The 20,728-nt window shown below is 64.4% G+C and carries 21 protein-coding genes and 2 pseudogenes; 7 read left to right on the top strand and 16 right to left on the bottom strand.

All coding sequences use genetic code 11. The features are described 5' to 3' along the window. Positions 1-102: 102 nt before the first annotated feature. Positions 103-976: pseudogene (locus HQ394_RS18175) on the bottom strand (glycine--tRNA ligase subunit alpha). Between the two features lie 483 nt (positions 977-1,459). Between HQ394_RS18175 and HQ394_RS18180 the strand changes: the two are divergent. Then, a complete protein-coding gene (locus HQ394_RS18180) occupies positions 1,460-1,885 on the top strand; it encodes an ACT domain-containing protein (protein ID WP_190261371.1) in 426 nt (141 codons plus the stop codon). 649 nt (positions 1,886-2,534) lie between these two features. Here the strand turns inward: HQ394_RS18180 and HQ394_RS18185 are convergent. The 5 genes from HQ394_RS18185 to HQ394_RS18205 form a co-directional block, all read right to left on the bottom strand. After that, positions 2,535-2,828, bottom strand: a complete 294-nt coding sequence (locus HQ394_RS18185; protein ID WP_190261372.1) for a hypothetical protein — start codon at positions 2,826-2,828, stop codon at positions 2,535-2,537. Between the two features lie 12 nt (positions 2,829-2,840). Continuing rightward, positions 2,841-3,575: a GNAT family N-acetyltransferase gene (locus HQ394_RS18190; RefSeq protein ID WP_190261373.1), complete on the bottom strand. Its 735-nt coding sequence runs from the start codon at positions 3,573-3,575 to the stop codon at positions 2,841-2,843. After that, entirely contained in the window at positions 3,551-4,417 is an 867-nt protein-coding gene (locus HQ394_RS18195; RefSeq protein ID WP_190261374.1) for a S49 family peptidase, read from the bottom strand. Before HQ394_RS18195 ends, HQ394_RS18190 begins: the two co-directional genes overlap by 25 nt. A gap of 85 nt (positions 4,418-4,502) precedes the next feature. Further along, entirely contained in the window at positions 4,503-5,255 is a 753-nt protein-coding gene (locus HQ394_RS18200) for a tRNA1(Val) (adenine(37)-N6)-methyltransferase (RefSeq protein ID WP_190261375.1), read from the bottom strand. Next, on the bottom strand, positions 5,242-5,457 hold the full coding sequence (locus tag HQ394_RS18205; RefSeq protein ID WP_190261376.1) for a putative signal transducing protein: 216 nt from the start codon (positions 5,455-5,457) through the stop codon (positions 5,242-5,244). Before HQ394_RS18205 ends, HQ394_RS18200 begins: the two co-directional genes overlap by 14 nt. A 137-nt stretch (positions 5,458-5,594) precedes the next feature. On the opposite strand from HQ394_RS18205, the gene HQ394_RS18210 reads away from it, so the two are divergent. Next, positions 5,595-6,611, top strand: coding sequence for a polyprenyl synthetase family protein (locus tag HQ394_RS18210; protein ID WP_223291707.1), 1,017 nt, complete (start codon positions 5,595-5,597; stop codon positions 6,609-6,611). A 63-nt stretch (positions 6,612-6,674) separates the two neighbouring features. Here HQ394_RS18210 and HQ394_RS18215 read toward each other — a convergent pair whose 3' ends face one another. Further along, on the bottom strand, positions 6,675-6,908 hold the full coding sequence (locus HQ394_RS18215; RefSeq protein ID WP_190261377.1) for a type 2 periplasmic-binding domain-containing protein: 234 nt from the start codon (positions 6,906-6,908) through the stop codon (positions 6,675-6,677). 31 nt (positions 6,909-6,939) lie between these two features. Between HQ394_RS18215 and HQ394_RS18220 the strand changes: the two genes are divergently transcribed. Beyond that, entirely contained in the window at positions 6,940-7,698 is a 759-nt protein-coding gene (locus tag HQ394_RS18220; protein ID WP_223291708.1) for a hypothetical protein, read from the top strand. Positions 7,699-7,733: 35 nt separating this feature from the next. Here the strand turns inward: HQ394_RS18220 and HQ394_RS18225 are convergent, their stop codons facing one another. After that, positions 7,734-8,291, bottom strand: coding sequence for an Rrf2 family transcriptional regulator (locus HQ394_RS18225; RefSeq protein ID WP_223291709.1), 558 nt, complete (start codon positions 8,289-8,291; stop codon positions 7,734-7,736). 198 nt (positions 8,292-8,489) lie between these two features. Here HQ394_RS18225 and HQ394_RS18230 point away from each other — a divergent pair, with 198 nt between their 5' ends. From HQ394_RS18230 to HQ394_RS18245, 4 genes are all read left to right on the top strand, one after another. Next, positions 8,490-8,801: a hypothetical protein gene (locus HQ394_RS18230; protein ID WP_190261379.1), complete on the top strand. Its 312-nt coding sequence runs from the start codon at positions 8,490-8,492 to the stop codon at positions 8,799-8,801. Positions 8,802-9,006: 205 nt separating this feature from the next. Continuing rightward, positions 9,007-9,195, top strand: coding sequence for a YgaP family membrane protein (locus HQ394_RS18235; RefSeq protein WP_456151647.1), 189 nt, complete (start codon positions 9,007-9,009; stop codon positions 9,193-9,195). Between the two features lie 60 nt (positions 9,196-9,255). Next, positions 9,256-9,687, top strand: a complete 432-nt coding sequence (locus tag HQ394_RS18240) for a hypothetical protein (protein WP_223291710.1) — start codon at positions 9,256-9,258, stop codon at positions 9,685-9,687. 198 nt (positions 9,688-9,885) lie between these two features. Then, complete coding sequence (locus HQ394_RS18245; protein ID WP_223291711.1) at positions 9,886-10,329, top strand: hypothetical protein; 444 nt, start codon at positions 9,886-9,888, stop codon at positions 10,327-10,329. A gap of 27 nt (positions 10,330-10,356) precedes the next feature. Here the strand turns inward: HQ394_RS18245 and HQ394_RS18250 are convergent, their stop codons facing one another. The 8 genes and pseudogenes from HQ394_RS18250 to HQ394_RS20880 form a co-directional block, all read right to left on the bottom strand. Continuing rightward, positions 10,357-11,223 (bottom strand): NAD-dependent epimerase/dehydratase family protein, encoded by an 867-nt coding sequence (locus HQ394_RS18250; protein ID WP_190261383.1) that lies wholly within the window; start codon positions 11,221-11,223, stop codon positions 10,357-10,359. A gap of 2 nt (positions 11,224-11,225) precedes the next feature. Next, positions 11,226-11,869: pseudogene (locus HQ394_RS21380) on the bottom strand (dTDP-4-dehydrorhamnose 3,5-epimerase family protein). Beyond that, positions 11,761-13,053 carry a class I SAM-dependent methyltransferase gene (locus HQ394_RS18260; protein WP_190261384.1) on the bottom strand — a complete coding sequence of 431 codons (1,293 nt, stop codon included), beginning with the start codon at positions 13,051-13,053 and terminating at the stop codon, positions 11,761-11,763. Before HQ394_RS18260 ends, HQ394_RS21380 begins: the two are co-directional and overlap by 109 nt. Beyond that, positions 13,050-14,105, bottom strand: coding sequence for a CDP-glucose 4,6-dehydratase (gene rfbG / locus HQ394_RS18265; protein ID WP_223292135.1), 1,056 nt, complete (start codon positions 14,103-14,105; stop codon positions 13,050-13,052). Before rfbG ends, HQ394_RS18260 begins: the two co-directional genes overlap by 4 nt. Further along, positions 14,105-14,503 carry a glycosyltransferase family protein gene (locus tag HQ394_RS20870; RefSeq protein WP_317628964.1) on the bottom strand — a complete coding sequence of 133 codons (399 nt, stop codon included), beginning with the start codon at positions 14,501-14,503 and terminating at the stop codon, positions 14,105-14,107. Before HQ394_RS20870 ends, rfbG begins: the two co-directional genes overlap by 1 nt. Continuing rightward, positions 14,500-14,874: a sugar phosphate nucleotidyltransferase gene (locus HQ394_RS20875; RefSeq protein WP_317628965.1), complete on the bottom strand. Its 375-nt coding sequence runs from the start codon at positions 14,872-14,874 to the stop codon at positions 14,500-14,502. Before HQ394_RS20875 ends, HQ394_RS20870 begins: the two co-directional genes overlap by 4 nt. Continuing rightward, on the bottom strand, positions 14,871-17,174 hold the full coding sequence (locus tag HQ394_RS18275) for an O-linked N-acetylglucosamine transferase, SPINDLY family protein (protein ID WP_190261386.1): 2,304 nt from the start codon (positions 17,172-17,174) through the stop codon (positions 14,871-14,873). Before HQ394_RS18275 ends, HQ394_RS20875 begins: the two co-directional genes overlap by 4 nt. A 167-nt stretch (positions 17,175-17,341) precedes the next feature. Beyond that, positions 17,342-20,701, bottom strand: coding sequence for a sigma 54-interacting transcriptional regulator (locus tag HQ394_RS20880; RefSeq protein ID WP_456151458.1), 3,360 nt, complete (start codon positions 20,699-20,701; stop codon positions 17,342-17,344). Positions 20,702-20,728: the final 27 nt, after the last annotated feature.

The following is a 20,728-nucleotide window of genomic DNA, read 5'->3' on the forward strand; positions in this document are numbered from 1 at the left end:
GCAAGCGGGCGAGGGAATATTGCTCCCTCTCCCGCTTGCGGGAGAGGGTAGGGGTGAGGGCGCCGCCGCACCCAAAGCCGTACATCATCATTGCCATCGCGATCAGCCGCCGTGGCCGCGGCTGGCGAGCCAGGCTTCGCAGCACGCCTTGGCCAGCGTCCGCACCCGGCCAATGTAGGCGGCGCGTTCGGTGACGCTGATGACACCGCGGGCATCGAGGAGATTGAAGCGGTGGCTTGCCTTGATGCACTGGTCATAGGCGGGCAGCACCAGCGGCTTCGCCAGCGCCAGCAATGCCGTGCATTCCGCCTCGGCATCGGCAAAGTGGCGGAACAGTTGCTCGGTATCGGCGTATTCGAAGTTGTAGGCGGAGCCTTCGCGTTCGTTCTGCAGGAAGACGTCGCCGTAGGTGGTACCGCAGCCATCGAAGTCCAGGTCGTAGACGTTCTCGACCCCCTGGACGTACATGGCGAGCCGTTCGAGGCCGTAGGTCAGTTCGACCGCGACAGGGTTGCACTCGATGCCGCCGACCTGCTGGAAATAGGTGAACTGGGTGACTTCCATCCCGTCACCAGACCTCCCAGCCGAGGCCCCAGGCGCCGAGCGTCGGGCTCTCCCAGTCATCCTCGACGAAGCGGATGTCGTGCATGCTGGGATCGATGCCGAGGTGATAAAGGCTCTGCAGGTAGAGATCCTGGGAGTCGGCGGGCGAGGGCTTCAGCAGCACTTGAAACTGATAGTAGTGCTGCAGCCGGTTGGGGTTCTCGCCATAGCGGCCGTCGGTGGGCCGCCGCGACGGCTGTACGTAGGCGCAGCGCCAGGGTTCGGGACCGAGCGCGCGCAGCGTCGTCGCCGGATGAAAGGTTCCCGCGCCCACTTCCATGTCGTAGGGCTGCAAGATGACGCATCCCCGTTCGGCCCAGAAGGTCTGCAGCGACAGGATCAGCGATTGGAAAGACGGCCGGTTGGAAGCCATGGCACCGATTGCAGGAGGGGAGCGAAGAGGACAATAGAAGATCGCCGCCCTTACCGGGCGCTTTCGTATGGGGGCGGACGATACTGCCGACCTCGGAGGGGGTCAAGGCAGGGGGAGGAAGGGGCGTGAGCGGGATCGACTGAGAGCAGCGGATGAATGAAACCGCAACATCCCATTCACGTCGATTGCCGTTGTTCGCGACATGTCCGCTGTCGAAGGGTAGACCGTACACGGTGGCGCGGCCCCCATGCGGCGCTCCGTGACCCACAGTGGCCCTCGGCGCTTTCGCGCCGCTATCAGCGGCATACCGGATGGGTAGCCCGAATGCAGTGCGCTGACTCGCGGCTAAGCGTGACGGCGGCCTACACGGGGTGGGCTTCAAGGCGAATTCCGTCAAGAAGTCCCCGCTGCGACTTGCTTTTGGGCGAGTCATGACCGAGACTGTACTTAGCGCACAACAAGTTGAGAGGAAGGAGGACTATTATGGATCCTCTCGTGGAATATGTAGAACGTGTTGATGTGTGGGCGGCGACCATCGAAGACAGACCCGGCGACCTTGCACGCGTGCTGGCTGAGCTGCGGGAAGCGGGCGCAGACCTGCAATTCATCATCGCTCGGCGCGCAGAACCCGGCAAGGGAGTAGTGTTCGTCACGCCACTCCGAGGTGACAGGGAAATCGCCGCAGCCGCGCAGGTGGGTTTTAACGTTGCGCATACCCTCCATTCCGTTCGAGTCATGGGCGGTGACCGGCCGGGCATCGCCGCGGAGTTGACTCAGAAGCTGGCCGACGGGGGAATTAGCCTGCGCGGCTTCTCTGCCTCCGTGATCGGCACACAATTTCTCGCCTATGTGGCGGTGGACTCGCTAGACGATGCGGACAAGGTGATAGAAATTCTTGCAAAGGCCTGACAAACTCTGTCAAGCGGTGTGACATCGCGCAAACAAACGTCATCCTTGTATCTTGGGAAGTCAGGGATGCGTGTATTGGTGTCGATCTCGAATTTGAGCCAGCAGGTTCTGAAACCCTGAAAGGATTTTCAGAACCTGCTCAGCTCTTTTCCCCGGCTCGTTGATACGGGCACCCACTTCCTGAATAACGCGAGAACATCGGCGGGAGCGAATGTCGGGATGTGGCACTTCACGCCTTTTGCGCTCTTCGTCCTAAGCGACGCTCCCTGAGGTAAAGCGGCCTCGCTCGACCGAAGCAGTTGAGTCTGTTATTGGCGATTCTCGCACAAACCCTGGCGCTGGGCCCGGGCGTGTCGGCTGCAGCGTTGGAGCTTGCGGCAACGAGCTGCGTTTGATAATATTCCTATCCCTCTCTCGTCGACGCCGCAAGGGAGGACAACACAATGATGACGAACAGAACGACATCAAGACGGCTTCGGCCGGAAAATGACGACATCACCGTCACCGGATGACGACAAAAGACGACGAATGACGACATTCCGCGCGCCAGCCAGCGATACTCTTGCTGACTCTGGCCCGCGGCAAATCCGCCGCGGGCGTGCAAGGGCCACGGGCGGTCCCTTGTGGCCCCGGCAGACCGAGGAACGGGCTAGCCGGCGGAGAGGTCGCCGACCAGGGGCGAAAGCGGTGTCGCCGGGCCGCTCGCCGGGACCTTGCGCACCCCTGCCGCCTCGCAGGAATGCTCAAGCGCCATATGCGCATGGCAGGTTTCGCACCATACGACGGTTTGGATGCGCCGTTCGTCGCCGGTCCGCGCCCGCGCGGCCCCGTCGGTGGCGTCAGTCTCGGCATTGTGCGTGCGGCGCCAGAAGGATGAGCCGAGCCAGCCGGCGGTGGCGCCGGCGGCGGCAATAAGAACGAGGCGAAGGGCGGGTGCGATCATGATGCGCCTGATCTAGGTGGGTAATGGCCCCGAGGTCAAGATCCCGGCGGCGGGATCATCGGCGCGGATCGCCGCCAGCGCGCGTCGCTGAGTGCCTTCCGCGTCGAAATTATCCCGGGCGAGCCAGCGATCGAGCGCCCGCCGCGTCGCCGGCCATTCTTCGGCAAGCAGCGAGAACCAGGCGGTATCACGGTTGCGTCCCTTGACCACCATGTGGCGGTGGAAGATGCCTTCGAAGCGAAAGCCAAGCCGCAGCGCTGCTCGGCGCGATGGCTGATTGGCGGCGTCGCACTTCCATTCCAACCGCCGGTAGCCGAGGTTGCCCAGAACATGGCGGATGAGGAGGGCGAGGGCTTCCGTTGCCGCCGCGGTGCGCTGCAAGGAGAGGGCGAACCAGATGTGACCCAGTTCGGCGACGCCGTCGCTGGGACGAATATTCAGCAGCGCCGCCATGCCTTGGGCTTGGCGGCTGGCATGCTCGCAGATGGCAAAAAACAACGAATCGCGGCTGCCGGCGCACGCTTCCAGCCAAGTGGTGAAGGCCGCCCGGTCGTCGAAGGGACCGTACCACAGCCATCGCCAGATCGCCTCGTCGGCACCAGCGTTGAACAGGTCGGCCGCATGCCGGGCGGGATCGAGCGGCTCAAGCATCACCCATTGCCCGGCGATGGGCTCGTGCCGGGGAGCGCGACCGTCCGGCAGCGGCTCGACCGGCGCCGACGTCAGAGTCCGTAGCGGCTCCAGCATGAACGCTCCTCAATTGCGGCAAGGGCGGCGCCGACGATGTGGTCAACCTCGTGTGCGCGAGCACTCACGCCCGGCAATCCCAGTCGCCGCTGCCACCAGCGGCGGCTTTCGCCCACCAGCTGCAGGCGCACCTTGTCGCCGAATCGCTGCTGCATCGTTGCCCGCAAATCGCCGAGGCCGTCGATCAAACCGAGGCCGAGGGCTGTCCTGCCACTCCAGAAGCGGCCGTTGAACAGGTCGTCTTCGGCAGCCTTGAGTTTTCCGGCGCGGCGCTCCCGCACATGGCGACGAAAGGCCTCGTGCACGTCGGCCTGCAGCTGCTTCAGGTGGCGCACTTCGTCGGCGCGCTCCGGCAGGAATGGATCGAGACCGTTCTTGCTTTCTCCCGCCGTATACACACGCCGTTCGATACCCCACCGCTGCAGCAGTTCGGGAAAACCGAAGCCGGCGGAAATCACCCCGATCGAGCCGACGATCGAGGCTTCATCGGCGAAAATCTCGTCGGCGGCGGTGGCGAGCCAGTAGCCGCCGGACGCCGCGACATCTTCGGCGAAGGCGAATACCGGCAGCTTATGTTCGGTGGCCAGGGCGCGAATCCGCCTGGCGATGAGTGCCGATTGGACCGCCGAGCCGCCGGGCGAGTTGATGGCCAGTGCCACCGCCTTGACGCCGTCGAGCTTGAAGGCGCGTTCCAGGGTGGCCGCGAGCGTGCTTAGCGCCAAGCCGCGGTGGAAAGGGCCCATCGCACCGATGATGCCGCTCAACCGCACCACCGCGACCACCGGTGGCGGGTGGCGAAACCGCTTGAAGGGCAGCCAGCGCAAAAGCGAACGCAGCCGCATGGCTCAGACTGCCTTGCGCCAGACGCAGGCGCCTTCCGGCCGGATCGTCGTCACCTGGACCTCTTCTGCTTTCACAAGGGATGGCCTACCAATCGATTGCCTTGCCGTGACGCAGTACGCCTTCGGCGTCCTCGGTATAGCTGCCGTCCGGGCGATGCAGCACCAGCCCGGGCATCAGTGTCAGCGGTCCCTTGGCGCCACGGCGGCCGATAACGAGAACGCGCTTCGCCGGTTTTGTCCGCCCGGGGGTGGGCCAGAGCGGGAAAATGGTGATGCCGCCAACACGCCCATAAAGGGAAGCCAGGAGGGCGTCGAGACGGTCGGCGGCGTAGATGAAGGTGATGGTGCCGGTGTGGCGGGTCATCATCAGGCTAAAGCGCAGCCAGTCTTCCAGCCCTGCCTTGCCCTCGACCATCGCTGCGGCACGGCCGGGATCGGGGAAGCCTGCCCGGTGTCNCGCCGGGCGGAAGGGTGGATTTGCCATCACGTGGTCGAAGGAGGCTGCGGCGAGGCGGATCGGCGGAGCCAACAGGTCGCCGACGAAGAACTGCACCCGACCGGCGAAGCCGTTGCTGTCGGCGTTGACGCCGGCGAGGCGGACCAGAGCCCGGTCGCTGTCGAGACCGGTAACGAAGGCGCCTTCGACGCGTGCGGCCAGACACAAGGAAGCGGCGCCGGAGCCGCAACCGACCTCCAGCACCTTCTCGCCCGCGGCCGCCGGAACAGCGGCGGCGAGGAAGATGGGGTCGATGCTGGTGCGAAAGCCGGCGGCCGGCTGCGTCAACTGTACCCGGCCGCCAAGCAACTTGTCCTGGGTGGTTTCGTCAGGCATTGGCATCACCTGCCTCGGCCAGCGCCGACAGGGCTGCCGGCAGATCCTCCTCGCAGACTACAACCCGGCGCGGGATAGCGTCCAATGCACCACCATAAACGGTGCTGGTGTAGGCATCGAACACAACAAACTTGATGCCGCGTTGACGAAAAGTCATCTCTAGCCATGACAAGAGGACGGGATCGGTTGTACGGATCAGTTCAACCATGGCGCCGGTGGGCTCGCGCGATGGGCTGAGGGTCATAAGGGCTCGTTGTGGGCTTGACCGAACAAAAAACGCGTCTTTATGCTCGCTGCTCGGTTGGTGGGCGTCAAGCAATAGCGCAATTAAAGGAGGACCCCTGGGTGGGCGTTGCCGTTGGCGTGGACGGGCGGGCCGAGAGCGGGGCATCGCTGGATGGCCTGATCGCACTCGTCGCGGACGATCTGCGTGAGGTCAACGAACTGATTCTGCAGCGAATGCAGAGCCCGGTGGCGTTGATTCCTCAGCTCGCGGGGCATGTGGTCGCGGCCGGCGGCAAGCGGCTGCGGCCGATGCTGACGCTCGCGGCTGCCCGCTTGTGTGGCTACGAGGGCAGGCGGCATCTGGGGCTCGCCACCTGTGTCGAATTCATTCATACCGCCACCCTGTTGCACGATGACGTGGTCGACGATTCGGCACTCCGCCGCGGACTGGCGTCGGCGAACACGGTCTGGGGCAACAAGCCGAGCGTCCTCGTCGGCGACTTTCTGTTCAGCCGCGCCTTCGAGTTGATGGTGGAAGACGGCTCGCTGGAGGTGCTGGCGATTCTCTCCCGGGCGTCTTCGACCATCGCCGAGGGCGAGGTGCGCCAGCTGCTGACCTCGAACGACCTGGCGACGGGCGAGGCTGCCTATCTCGACGTGATCCGGGCGAAGACGGCGGAGTTGTTTGCTGCGGCGTGTCGCATTGGCGGCGTCGTCGCTGGGCGGCCGCGGGCGGAAAGCGATGCGCTCGAAGAGTATGGCATGAGCCTCGGCATCGCCTTTCAACTGGTGGACGATGTGCTCGACTACTCGGCGCGGCAGGCGACGCTCGGCAAGACGATTGGTGACGACTTCCGCGAAGGCAAGATGACCCTGCCGGTGGTGCTGGCGGTTGCCCGCGCTGACGCGACAGAACGCGCCTTCTGGCGTCGCACAATCGAAGATCTGGAGCAGGAGGAACGCGACCTCGATGAGGCAGTGGCGCTGCTGACCGCCCATGATGCGCTCACCGAGGCCACCGACCGGGCGAAGGCGTTCGGGCAACAGGCGGCGCGTGCCCTCGATTGTTTCCCCGACTCGCCGATCAAGCGGATCCTGCTTGAGGTAGTCGACTTCTGCATCGAGCGCGCCTTCTGAGCAGCCGCCTGACTGTGGTCCGCGGTGCAGCCGGTTCCTTGAACGCCGTAGCGTGATCGAAGCTCAATAGCATGCCCTGGAATCCACCGGCTCCTCGATGGCGGTCACGTTGGCCGGGAGGTGCTGGCGGATGAAGCTGGCAAGGTGCTGCATCTCGGCAAGACGCGATGAACTGCGACGCCAGACAAGTCCGATGTTGCGACGCGCATCCCGGGCACTGAAGGGCCGCACCGCCACGTCCGTGGCCAGATGATGGGTTGCCGTCAGCGAGAGTGCCGGCATCAGGTCGCTGTTCAATGGGCTCCTCAACCCGAAGCAGATCGAAGGGGTGCGGCTGCTGGTCACGCCGTTCCCGCAGCAGCAATTCAATCAGACGGAAGATCGCCGCTCGGCGTTGCCCAGCCGCGGCGTCACCTGCTTCGACTGCCACGTCAATGGTCATACCAACGCGGCGACACACCTGGTCGGGTACATCCGGCCGCAGGAATTCCGCCACCGAATCGACACCCCTTCGCTGCGCGGCGTGAACATCCAGCGGTTGTTCGGCTCGCAGCGGGCGTTGAAGACGGTGGAGGATTTCACCGAATTCGAGCAGCGCGCGGCTTATTTCGATGGTGATCCGGTGATCGCCACCAAGAAGGGGGTCAACATCCTTGAGCGTGGCAGCCAGGTCCACTTCATGGCCGAGTTCGAGGCACTGCTCGACTTCCCGCCGGCACCGAAGCTCGACGTCTTCGGCAAGCTCGATCCGGCAAAGGCGACGAAGGCGGAGCTGAACGGCGAGGCAGTGTTCAATGGCAAGGGCCAGTGCGTTGCCTGCCACACGGCGCCGTACTTCACCGACAACTCGATGCACAACCTGCAGACCGAACGGTTCTTCAAGCCGCAGATGATCAATGGCCGCATGGCTTCGATGGATGGGCCGATCAAGACCTTCCCGTTGCGCGGGATCAAGGAGCCGCCGTACCTGCACGATGGCCGGCTGCTGACGCTGGAAGACACCGTTGAATTCTTCAACCTCGTCCTTGGCACCAAGCTCACCGCCGACGAAAAGAAAGATCTCGTCGCCTACATGCGCGTCCTCTGAGGCACGCCAACGCCGTCCCTCTTCCGGACGAGAAGTTACGCATCGCCCCGGCGCCCTACCGGGGCGATGTTGCGTTCGGCCGCGGCGGCATCGGCACAGGATGACATCCGCTCCGCAGGCAGGCGGACCTCACCGTCAGCGATACCGAGCAGGGACGCCATCTGGCTGGGTTGACGAAGCAGATCTGCCAGCGTGTAGCGGTCCAGCACGGCAAGAAAGGCGGCCATTGCCTCCGTCAAAGCAATCTGCAGTTGGCAAGTGTCGACCAGTGGACACGTGTTGGTCGACGGATCGAAGCACTCGACGAGGACGATGCGTCCTTCCGTCTGGCGAATGACCTCGCCGATCCTGATCTGCTCCGGCGGCTTCGNCGCCAGGATTCCACCGGTACGACCGCGCACACTGTGCAGATAGCCGAGGCGAGCAAGTTCGGCCGCTGCTTTCTTCATGTGATCGTAGGAGGTGGCGTAAGCCCTGGCCATATCGGGAACCGCGCTCGGCGCTGACCCACGCAGCGCAGCGTACATTAGAACCCGGATGGCGATATTCGAGAATTGGGTTAATCGCAAGGCGTTACAGTCTCCTGTTGCCATAAACAGGTATTTGGTGTACCAGTTTAATAGTGCGAGAGCAAGAGTGCGGACCGATTAAAGATCTGGAGATGATTTGCCGCCGATGCCTGATCGGGTGGCCGCACCGGACTCGCCGCGAAGGAGGAAAGGCAATGAAACTGCAAGAGTGGAAATCCGCATTGATCGCCGAGATCGAAACGGCCGCCGACGCGCGCGGAGATGGCGCAGGGTAATGTTGACGATCCACGACTCGAGGCAAGCCAGAAGGCACTCTTCGATCTGGCTGACCAGTTGCGGCAGTTGCCCATGGATCACGCCTCGCTCAAGGCCTTGTTTAATGAGGAGAGCGAGCTGGCCAACCTGTTGCGGGCTCAGGCAGGAGAACCGGAATATCGCTTCCACGAAGCCAAGGAAGCATTCTTGCAGGCCTATGGTTTCGATCGCGCACCCTGCGCCTCGGCCGATCAGTTCCTGGCCCTCATGCGCGATTGGGTTGACGAGACGATCAGCGAATACCGTCTGCGCGTCTGAGAGCTTCGGCGGCGGCGTCGCTGGTCCGGCCTTCGATCGCTCTATTGAGGGTAAGGCCGGCGGCGCACCGTTTTTGGCCTGGCGGGCCACGCATTGGCGAGAAAAGTGTTTGCAAGATGGTCAGGGACGAAGGCGCCCGACCGAGTCACGAATCTGGACCCTGCTAACCACGTATCCGGAAAGGGGTGGCAATATGGGCAAGAACATGGGGACGGTTGATCGCGTCCTTCGCATCGTCGTCGGGGTGATACTCGTCGCCCTTGTTNNTTTCGTTGGCCCGCAGACGCCGTGGGGCTGGATCGGGGTGATTCCGATCGTCACCGCCCTCATCGGCTGGTGCCCCGCCTATCGGCTGCTCGGTATTCGCACCTGTCCGATCAGCAAGGGGGCCTGACCCGAAGGCGGCCGCGTGGCGCTTCGCCGACGCCAAACATCGGCTTTGCAGGAGGCAGGCATGCCAAGATATCCGCTATTGGTGCTGGTCCTGATCGTGATCACGGCGACCGCGACCGCCGAGGATGCGGATCCGCGGCAAGTAATCACGCTGCCATCGGATATGCGTGGTGCCTTCCTTGCTCACATGCGCCATCACATGGATTCGCTTGACGAGGTGATGGGGCAACTCGCCGGCGCCGACTTCAAGGCAGCGGCGAAGGTCGCGCGCGAGCAACTTGTGCAAGGCTCGGGCGCCGGGTTTGGCCGCTATCTTCCCATCGAGTTCCGCGAGATGGGGCTTGGGATGCATCGGGCGGCCGCCGATTTCGCGGTGACGGCCGAGGCAGTGCCTACGCCGCCAACGGCGGCCGACTGGCAAAAGACAATGGCGGCGCTGCAGGGTATCACGAGCCAATGCCGCGGCTGCCACGCCGCGTTCCGGGTTGAATAGACGCCGATTGCGGCAACGCAGCCAAGGCATCGATGGCGTCAAACGTCTGCCGAAGCGCTGCGGACAGGGTGCATCCCGCGGATGTACGGCAGTTCGCAAATGGAGGCGGAAATGCGCAGGAGCTATTTGAGGTTTGGAGTGTTCATCGCCCTCCTTTCAACCGTGTGCTTCACGGTCCCGGCGATGGCACAAAAAGGCATGGGCGAGCCGACCGGTGTGGCGCAACAACCGGTAAAGCCACCGATCGCGGTGATGGCGGGGACCATCAAGGAGATAAAAATCGCTCCCTGCGAACGGACCACCGGACGCTCCGCCGAGGGCGTGCACCTGATGGTGCAAGCGAAGGACGGGCAGATCATCAATCTGCACCTCGGTCCAAAGTCGGCGCTCAATCAGACTGTTGATCGCTTGTCGCCCGGCCAAGACATCACCTTCGAAGCTTTCCGCACCGACGCCATGCCGAAGGACGCCTACGTGGCGAAGTCGCTGACGGTAGGAGGTGCAACTATCCAGTTGCGCGACGACAGCTTGCGTCCGCAATGGGCCATGGGTGCGCAGGGTGGCCGCGGTGGCGGTTCGGGCATGGGCTCCGGAGGCCGGTCAGGCCAAGGCCGCCGCGGTGGCGCTGCGTGCTACTGGTAACCGGTGTTGATCCGATCCGCCGATCGATCACGCATATAGTTCGCCGCGCTGCCATCCCACCTCGTGGCAGAGTCGGCGAATGTCGGCCACCATGCTGGGCGGCTCGCCTGGTGCGGGCTCGCTGCGCACCTCGAGGAGGTGGTCGAGTCCACGAGGGGTGGCCAATGATCGCGCGTGGTCGGCCAGCGCGATGCCACGGCCGGTGCCGATATTTACCGCACCGCTGACCGTCTCGGCGGCGACGAGGGCAGCCAGTGCGTCAGCGGCAGCGTCGATGCGGATCAGGTCACGGATCAATTGACCGTGACGGAGGATAAACCGCTCGCCGCGGTCAAGGGCGCGGCAGAGGGCCGCATGGAACTTCTGCTCCGGCTCGCCCGGCCCGTAGAGGTGAAACATCCGTGCCCAGGCGAAGGACACGCCGGCTGCCGCCAGCATCAGTTCGCTCAACGTACGTGTCGCGTGCTTGGCAAAGCCGTAGGGCGTCGCTGGCCGCAGCGGGTCGGCTTCGGTGCGTGGGTGGTCCGGATGGTCCTGCCAGTCATATTCGGCGCAGCTACCGACGCCAACGAAGCGGCTGACGCCGGTGTTGGCCGCTTCGCGCGCCAGGCAAAGGCTTAGCGCCACCCAGTCGGCGTTCTCCGGCGCGGTCCAGAAGCGGCCATGCTCCACCGTCCAAGCGCAGTGCAGCAGATGCGTTGGCCGCAGCTGGCTGAGCAGAGCCCGCCGCGGCGTCTCCGCGAACAGGTCGAGCGCATGCCAAGTGACGCCCGCCATTGCCACTGGGCGGCGGCTGGCCGCATGCACGATGAAGCCGTGGGCGGCAAGTGGTGCCAGCGTCTGCCGCCCAAGGAAACCGCTGGCACCGGTGACCAGGACCACCCGGTTGCTCATCGTCACCCCTCCGGCCGGCGCAGCAATGGCCATTGACGATCGCGGGCGGCGACGATCTCGGGATCGAATGGCCAGGCGATGCCGAGTGCGGGATCATCCCAGCGGGCACCGCGCGCTGCCTCAGGCTGATGCGGGGTGTCGATCAGGTAGAGAACCTCGGCATCGTCGGTGAGCGTCAGAAATCCGTGCGCGAACTCCGCTGGGATGAACAGGCCGGTGCCCTCGCTGGCGTCGAGTTCGACCCCGAACCATGCCCCCAGTGGCGCGATTGGCGGCGCAGATCGACAGCAACATCGAAGATGCGGCCGCGGACCGGGCGGACCAGCTTCGTCTCGGCGTGCGGTGCCACCTGCCAGTGCATCCCGCGCAGGGTTCCTCGCTGCCGGTTGAAGGACGTGCTGATCTGCGTCGGTCGGAAGCCGAGACCGGCGTCAGTGAACTCCGTCTCGTCCCACAGCCGGGCGAAATGGCCGCGTTCGTCGGCATGTTGCGTTGCTCGGAGAACGCACAAGCCCTCGATCGGGGTTGCCTCGAAGTTCACGTCCGTCCGCTCAACTGCCGCATCTCCGGCACCGCGACCCAGAGCCTGGTGCTTGCGGATAGGAGCGCCGCAAGCGTATCGGTGATCTCGTCCGCCAGGTTCCACGGCAGGATCAGTACGTCGTCCGGTGCAAGCTGCGCCAACCCTTCGGGTGCGATCACCGGAATGCGGCTGCCCGGCAGCAGCTTGCCCTGCTTGGCGGGGCTGAGGTCGGCGACGGCGATGAGGTCCCTCGCACCGACGCCGGCGGCGTTGAGAAAGGTGTTGCCCTTGGCAGCGGCTCCGTAGCCGGCGACGCGACGGCCCTCTGTTCGCCCCCGCGTTCGCCCCTGGGCGAGCCAGGCAGCGAAGCCATCGATCACCCGGCGCGCCTGCGGCTGGAAGCCGGCATAGTAATCGGCGCGGTCGATTCCCACGTCGGTTTCGCGTTGACGGACGGCGCTAAGACCGGCCGAGGTGCCGCGGTTGGTGCCGTCGGCGGTGGCGAGCACCCGCAGGCTGCCGCCATGGGTCGGCAGCATTTCGACGTCGAACACCGTGAGTCCGGCCCGTGCCAACACCGCCGTCATGGCGTGCAGCGACCAGTAGGCATAGTGCTCGTGATAGATGGTGTCGAACTGGATGCCGTCCACCATGGCGAGCAGATGCGGCGCCTCGATCGAAACCACTCCCTTGGGTCCGGCCAGCGTCGCCAGACCGGCGGCGAAGTCGTTGATGTCGGGGACGTGGGCCAAGACGTTGTTGGCGATGACCAAGTCGGCATGGCCGCTTTCGTCGACGATTGCGCCCGCTGTCGTAAGCCCGAAGAAGGCTTCGCGCGTCGGCACGCCGCGGGCACGTGCTGCAGCGGCAACGTTGGCCGCCGGCTCGACCCCAAGGCAGGGAATGCCCGCGGCAAGGAAGTATTGCAGCAGGTAGCCATCGTTCGCGGCAACTTCGACGACGAAGCTGCGCTTGCCGAGGCCGAAGCGCTGCATGACGGCGGCGGCGTAACGCTGACAATGCGTCAGCCAGGAGGTAGAGAAGGAAGAGAAGTAGGCGTAGTCGGCAAAGATGGCGCTGGCGTCGGCGATGTGATCGAGCTGGACGAGAAAGCAGCGTTCGCAGACGACGGCGTTGAGCGGGAACACCGGCTCGGGTGCCGTTGCGTCCGGCAGCAGGAATGAATTGGCGAGCGGTGTCGTTCCCAGGTCGCAGAAAGGGATGGCGAGCGCGCCGCCACAATGGCGACAGGCGTCGATGGCACGAGCGGTGATGGGGTGGGCGGCGTCAGGGTGGTGGGCGGTCATTGGCAAAAGTCCGCCGCTTCCATCGCGGTTAGCCGTGCCATGTCCTCGCCACGCCGCCAGGCCGCGTACCAGCGGGCGGAGGAGGCGAGGGTTTGGCCGAGATCGTAGCGCGGTTGCCACTGCAGCGCCGTGCGGGCCATGGTGGAATCCAGGGTCAGGCGCTGCGCCTCCGGCCGGCTGGGGTCGGGAGCATGCGAGCAGGGGATGGACGCCCCGAAGACAGCGCTGAAAGCATCCAGCACCTCGACCACCGACGGTTCGCGCTGCGCCTCCGGGCCGAAATTTAGGGCGCGCGGTGTTTGCGTCGGCCGGCCGATCAGGTCTTCGACGTAAAGCAGATAGCCGGTGAGGACGTCGCCCACATGCTGCCAGGGCCGCGTTGCCTGCGGGTTGCGGATGACCAGAGGCTGAGACGATGCGGCAGCACGGACCATGTCCGGGATCAGCCGCGCCTCGGCGAAGTCGCCACCACCGAGAACGTTGCCGGCGCGAGCGGTCGCCAGTGACGGCAGCTCGGTCGCGAATGACGCTCGCCAGTTGCCCACTGCCAGGTCGGCCGCCGCCTTCGAGGTGCTATAGGGATCTTCGCCGCCAAGCGGATCGGTCTCGACGAAACGGCGGCCGCTGCCGTCGTTGCGATAGACCTTGTCGGTGGTGATGATCAGCGCTGCTTCGATCCCCTGCAGCCGGCGCAAGGCCTGCAGCAGGTGGATGGTGCCGGTGAGGTTGACGGCATAGGTGCCGACCGGATCGCGATAGCCGCGCTGCACCAGCGCCTGCGCCGCGAGATGCATCACGACTGACGCGTTGCTGTCGGCGACCATCGCGGCGAAATCACCCGCATCGCAGATGTCGGCGAGCCAGTGGTCAAGGCGCAGTGAGCCGGCGAGGAGGCTGAACAGGTTGTGCTCGCCTTCCGGCGGGAGGGCGATGCCGATCACGGTGGCGCCGAGCTGGGTGAGCATCAGCGAGAGCCAACTGCCCTTGAAGCCGGTATGGCCGGTGACCAACACGCGGCGCCCCCGCCAGAAGCCGGGATCGGGGCAGCGCATCACCACACCTTCCATGGCGCATGGCCGCTTGCCCACAGTCGCTCCAGGTGGTCACGGTCGCGCAGGGTATCCATCGGCTGCCAGAAACCGTCGTGATCGAAGGCGGTCAGCTCGCCGTCGGCCGCGAGGCTTTCCAGCGGTTTCTGCTCCCAGACTGTCGCATCATCGTCGATGCGGTCGAGGCACGCCGGCGACAGGACGAAGAAACCACCGTTGATCGTGCCACCATCGCCGCGCGGCTTCTCCATGAACGCGCGCACGTTGATGCCGTCGCGGTCGAGGGCACCGAAGCGGCCAGGCGGACGCACCGCGGTAACTGTCGCCAGACGGCCGTGCCCGTGGTGAAAGGCGAGCAGGTCGGTGACGTTAACGTCGGCGACGCCATCACCGTAGGTCATGCAAAGGCCTCATCGCCTGCAACACGGGCAGCAATGCGTTTGAGGCGACCGCCTGTCTGCGTCTCCTCGCCGGTATCCACCAGCGTTACCCGCCACGGCTCAGCGGTGGAGCGTTCGAATTCGACGATGCCACCGGCCAGATCGATGCTGACGTTCGCCGCATACAGGCGATAGTTGACGAAATACTCCTTGATTTGTAGGCCCTTGTAGCCGAGGCAGATGATGAAGTCGTGGATGCCATACGCAGCATAGATCTTCATGATGTGCCAGAGGATCGGCCGGCCGCCAATCTCCACCATCGGCTTCGGACGCACCGCCGATTCTTCAGCCAGCCGGGTGCCGCGGCCGCCGGCGAGAATGACTGCCTTCATCGGCTCCCCTGTTCATCCATCCAGCGGACGATCGCGTCCTGAAAATCGGCAACGAAAATGTCGGCGCGGCCTATGGGGTGGGCACGCAGCCGCTCACGCATCGTTCGCCGCAGTTCTGTCCGCCGTTGCCCGTCGCCGGCCAGCGCCACGGCAATGTCGATATAGCCGTCACGGTTGGTGGCGCAGAGGTCACCGAGGCCGGCGTTATTCAGGTTGGAGTAGCTCATCCGTTCATAGAAGGCCTCACCGGCGACGGTGATGGTGGGCACCGCCATCAGGCTCTCGCAGGTGGTGGTGCCGCCCACGTGCGGAAACGTATCGAGAGCAATGTCGATGTCGTTGTAGTGACGCATGTGGGTGCCACGAACGGCGATGAACTCGATCCGCTCTCCGGCGACGCCGGCGTCTTCGAAATGCTGGCGAATGTTGGCGACAAACGCCGGTACCGCACCCTCCGGACGAAGGAAGACGAAGCGCGAGCCGTCGACGCGGCGGAGGATCTCCGCCCACGTCTGCAGCAGCTCCAGATTGTATTTGTAGCAGGCATTCGCGGTGCCGAAGGTGAGGTGGCCGGTGCGTTCCTCCGGGGTGCCGGGGGTAATCGCCTCGCGATCGTCGAAACCGAGTCGGCCGAGGGTGACCCAGCTGTGTGCAAGCTCGAAGGGTTTCTCGATCAACAGGCCCGGGATCGGCGGCTTGAGAAACCGATCGACGAGGATCCGGTCGATGCTCTCAAGGCCGGCGGAATGTGGGTATCCCAGCCAGCTGGCCTGGCGCGGCGATGGTCGCCACGACATGACTTCCAGCTTGTTCATGTCGGTGGAGCCGCCGAGTTCGAACAGCACGTCCACCTGATCGTCGGCGATCAACTGTGCTGCGTCGCGGGCGCCGATATTGGGGCGCAGCCGGAAGGCGTCGACAATCCGGGTAATGTGCTTCTGCACGCTGTCTTCAACGCGAGTGAACCAGGAGTAGCAATAGACCTCAAAGCGCGAGCGATCGTAGCCTTCCAGCAATGGCAGGGTGAAATAGCTCACCGGGTGGTGACGCAGATCCGATGATACGAAGCCGATGCNGATCTTCGCCCGGCCGACGATCGCCGGGGCGTGACGGATCGGCGACTTGGTGGCGCGGGCATCGACCCGCTGGCCCCAGGCGCGGTGCAGATCCACCAGCAACAGCCGGTCCTCGGTGGTGCGGGCATGGCCGAGAAGATAGTGCAGACCGGCTATCTCATTCTGGGCGATATAGCGGCGCCCCATCGCCGCGAAGGAGCCGAAGCGCCCGGCGGCCTCGTAGTCAGCAACGCGAAAGAAGATGTTGTGCAGCACCTTCGCTTCCGCGGCCACATCGCCCCCGAGATCGAGACGCCGCTTCGCGACCTCATAGCCCTCCTGGATGTTGGCGGCTTCCGCCGGGCCGCGGGTGCGATCGAGACTGTCGGCCAGTTCGGTGAGCATCGCCGCTTCTGAACTGAAGTGGACCGCATCGCGGAAGTGCCGGTTGGCGCGATCGCGATCGCGAGGGGCAACGGACCGCCCGAGTTGGTAGTGCAGCCAGCCGGCTTCGGGGTAACGCTCCAGGAGGGCAGTGGTCCAGGTTTCGGCCTCGGCCGTCCGCCCCAACGAGCGTAGTACCTTGATCTTCGCTTCCACCAGTTGCCGCGGCTCGCCCAGCGTCTTCAGCGCTTCTTCGAGAACGGCGAGACACTCCTCGCCCTGTTGCAGCTCCTGCAGCGCGCCGGCCAGGTCGATCCATGCCTGCATGTTGCGGGCGTCCAGCGACAGCGCCACCTGGAACTTCTGCTTTGCGCCCTCGATGTCGCCGATGAGGCGGTGGGCGACGCCCAGCATCCGGTGATGTTCGGCGACTTTCGGTTCCTGGCGGACGGCCCGCCGCAGCGCCTCCTTGGCGCGCGGCCCGTCGCCCAGGGCGATGTAGACGTTTGCCTTGTTGACGAAGGNGGAGACGGCGCGCGGGTCGAGCTTCTGCGCCTGCTCGAGCCATTTGAGCGCCTCGGGAAAGCGTGCGAGCCGGCGCATGACCACGCCCATCAGATTGGCGGTGGCAAAATCCTTGGGTCGCTTGGCAGCGGCGATGCGAAGCCAAGTTTCCGCATCGGCATATCGCTTCAGCTCATAGAGGATGAGGCCGAGCTCGTAATAGGCCACCTTGGGCACCGGCTCTTTGGTTTCCTGGTGCAAGGTAAGCGCCTCGGCCAACAGGCTGGCCGCCTCGGCCGGTGCACCATTGCCCCTCGCTTGGGCGGCTGCGGCAAGCAGTTCTCCAACACGCGACATTGCGGATTGATTACCCTCCAGCCGAACGCCATAGCCTAGCCTCGCGTATGGCGTAAGCTCCCCACTTCATGCTCACTCGGGTGTTTCAACAGCCGCCGCCGCGCTTGTCAACGCTCTCCGCAATGCCCCAACCAGCGACATGATGCGGCCAGCGGCATGGGGAGGGGTCAGCGCAGGTCCTCGAGGGCGATGTTGTATTTCTTGATTTTGTCGTAGAGAGTTTTCTTCGGAAGTGTCAGCGCTTCGCTCGACACGGCGACGTTGCCGCGATCCCGCCGCAGCTGTTCCAGGATCAGTGTTCGCTCGAAGTCGTCCACCTGATCGGCCAGGCTCTTCGACGAGAGGGCCGCATTCGGCCGCGTCTCGATGCCGAACACAGTGCCCAGCACACCNNAGAGGACGAACCGATCGGCGATATTACGCAGTTCGCGGATGTTGCCGGGCCAGGTGTGCCCCATCAAGGCGTGCATCAATGCCGGAGACGCCAACGGCGCCTCACACCGATAGCGGCTCGCCGCCTGCAGGACGAAATGCTCGAACAGCACCGGAATGTCTTCGCGCCGCTCGCGTAAGGGCGGCAGATCGAGATGGACGACGTTCAGGCGGTAGTAGAGATCGGCGCGGAACTTGCCTTCGTCGCTCAGCTCCTTCAGGTCGATCTTGGTCGCGGCAACGAAACGTACGTCGACGGCGATCGGCTCGTTCGATCCCAGGCGTTCCACCGACCGCTCCTGGATCGCCCGTAGCATCTTGACCTGCATCAACAGCGGCATCGATTCGATCTCGTCGAGAAAGACGGTGCCGCCGGCAGCGTATTCGATCTTGCCGATGCGCTTTTTCAGCGCCCCGGTGAAGGCGCCTGCCTCGTGGCCGAAAAGTTCGGTTTCGATCATCGTTTCCGGCAGCGCACCGCAGTTGAGCGCCACCATGTGGTGCTTCCGCCGCGAGGAGAACTGGTGCAGGCACTGGGCGACCAGTTCCTTGCCGGTTCCGGTCTCGCCGAAGATGAGGACGTCTGGCGCAGCTTTGCCAAGAGCAAGGATCGTTCGGCGCAGCTGTTCCATCACCGATGATTCGCCGATCAGAATCTGCTCGATTCCTTCGCGGTCCTCCAGTTTGCGGCGAAGGTTCTGGATCTCAAAGGTGAGACGGCGCTTCTCCAGGGCCCGTTGTACCGTGCCTACCAATTGCTCCGAGGCAAATGGCTTCTCCAGAAAGTCGTAGGCGCCGCGGCGCATGGCATCCACCGCCATGGAGATGTCGCCATGCCCGGTTATCACGATCACCGGCAGATCGGCGTCGATGGCGATCACATGGTCGAGCAGTTGCAGGCCATTCATGCCTTTCATCCGCACGTCGGTGACGATCACCGCCGGCAGATGCGGGTGCAGATGTGGACGCAACGCATCTGCCGCATCGAAGGTCTCCACGGCAAGTCCGGCCAGTTCCAGCGCCTGCGCCGCACCAAAGCGAACGGCCGGGTCATCCTCCACCAGGATGACCCGGATGTCTTCGCACATGCGCTCCTCAGGCATGGAAGGCGCTCGCCAGACCGGCTGCAGTGGNNTCTCGTCTGCGGCGCTCGGCAGCTCGACGATAAACTCCGCGCCACCTTCGGGGCGATTGCCGCCGCGCAACTCACCACCGAACTGGCGGACCAGTCCCTCCGAGATCGTCAGTCCCAGGCCAAGACCGACGCCGGCGCTCTTGGTGGTGAAGAAAGGCTCAAATAGACGCGGCAGCACATCGTCGGTAATACCGGGCCCGTTGTCGGCCACAGTGATCGCCACGCGTGACCCTTCGTCCTCGGGATTGGCAATGCGGCTGACACGGATATCGATCCGACCGTCACGCCTGTTTGCCAGCGCGTCGGCAGCGTTGCCGAGCAGGTTGACNNCCAGGACCTGTTCGAGGCGTCCTGGGTCGCACAGGGCCAGCAGCGGCGGCTCGTTCTGCTCGCGCATCACCTCGATCTCCATCTTCGCGAGTTTGGTCTCGACCAGGGCGATGGCATGATCGAGACAATGACCAACGCGCACCGGCTCGGCACGCCCCTCGGTCTTGCGGGCGAACGCCTTCAGCTGACTGGTAATTTTCGCCATCCGGCCGACGATGTGCTCGATCATCTTGAGATTGGCGCGCACCGCGTCGGGGCGGTTACGTTCGAGGAGCAGCGCGGTGTTGTCCGCGAGCGTTCGCAGCGCCGCTACCGGCTGGTTCAGCTCGTGCGTCATGCCGGCCGCCATCTGACCGATCACCGCGAGCTTGCCGGCATGGATAAGGCCTTCCTGTGCCTCGCGCAGGACTTTTTCCGCCCGCTCGCGCTCGCCGACCTCCTGCCGCAACCGTTCGTTGGCGCCAACCAGGTCGCGGGTGCGCTCGGCCACCTTACGTTCGAGATCGGCGTTGGCCTGCTCGAGCGCTGCCTTGGCGGCAAGGCCCAGCCGGACCGCCCGTCGTCGCGCCGAGAGATAAAGCGAAAGCAGGAACAGCGATCCGAGCGTCAGCGCCACCACCATCTGCGTCGCTTCGGTGAGCAGATCCACGCTGGTGGCAGGCGTCAGCACCATGATCCGCCAGCCAGAGTGACCAAGGTTGGCCTGCTGCGCGATATAGCGGGCCCGTTCACCGGCGCCGTCCTCATCTGGAAGGGAGACGACGCTGAAGCCGCTGGTGATCGGGCTTTCGATGCGCAGTCCGAGGGGATGCAGCTCGACGTTGGCGTACTTCCGCGTTGCCTGAACTGTTTTCAGTTCATCGGGCGTAAGGGTGGCGAGGGTTCGATAGCGCCAAGCGGGAACCGAAGTCAGAATGACCACGCCATATTCGTCGACGATCATGGCGGGATCGGCGCCCGGACCCCAGGGGTTCTCGACGCGGTCGAGCGCAACCTTGACCACGACCCCGCCCAGGCGGCTGCCATCGACATCGATGGCACGGGCGAAATAGTAGCCCGGCTCGCCACTGCTGGTTCCGACGCCGTAAAATTCACCGATCCCATAGCGAAAGGCATCATTGACGTAGGGCCGGTAGGAAAGATCGATGCCGACAAAGCTGACGGCATCGTTCCAGTTGCTGGCGGCGAGGACGATGCCGCNGGAATCCACCAGATAAAGCGCCTCCGACCCTGCTTCCCGATTGATCTCGCTGAGGTAGCGATTGACCTTGTCCACCTGCTGCGGATTGCTTCCATCGCGAAGCAGCCCCGTTACCGCCGGATTGAGGCCGACGATGCGCGGCAGGTAGTGGTATCGGGAGAGCTCGCCGGAAAGGATCTCCGCATAGCGTTCGACCCGGACCCGGTCCTCCTCGTGCAACCGTTCGAGTTGAATACGCTCGGCCAAATGGCCGGCGATGACCACGGCAACAAGCAGCAGCATTGAGGCGGCGAGCCAAGTACAAGCCGTCGTCGCAAAGTGAGCGGTGGGGAAACAGCCGTGTCCATCAGTGGTGGATCGAGGGTTGGGATTACCCAAGTCGGGGACTGGAATAAACCTACCGCGACAGCTTTCCCGGCGCCATAGCATCGATTGGCATGGCCGATCATGATGCGT

This window comes from Defluviicoccus vanus, assembly GCF_014672695.1.
Classification (GTDB): domain Bacteria; phylum Pseudomonadota; class Alphaproteobacteria; order Rhodospirillales; family Defluviicoccaceae; genus Defluviicoccus; species Defluviicoccus vanus.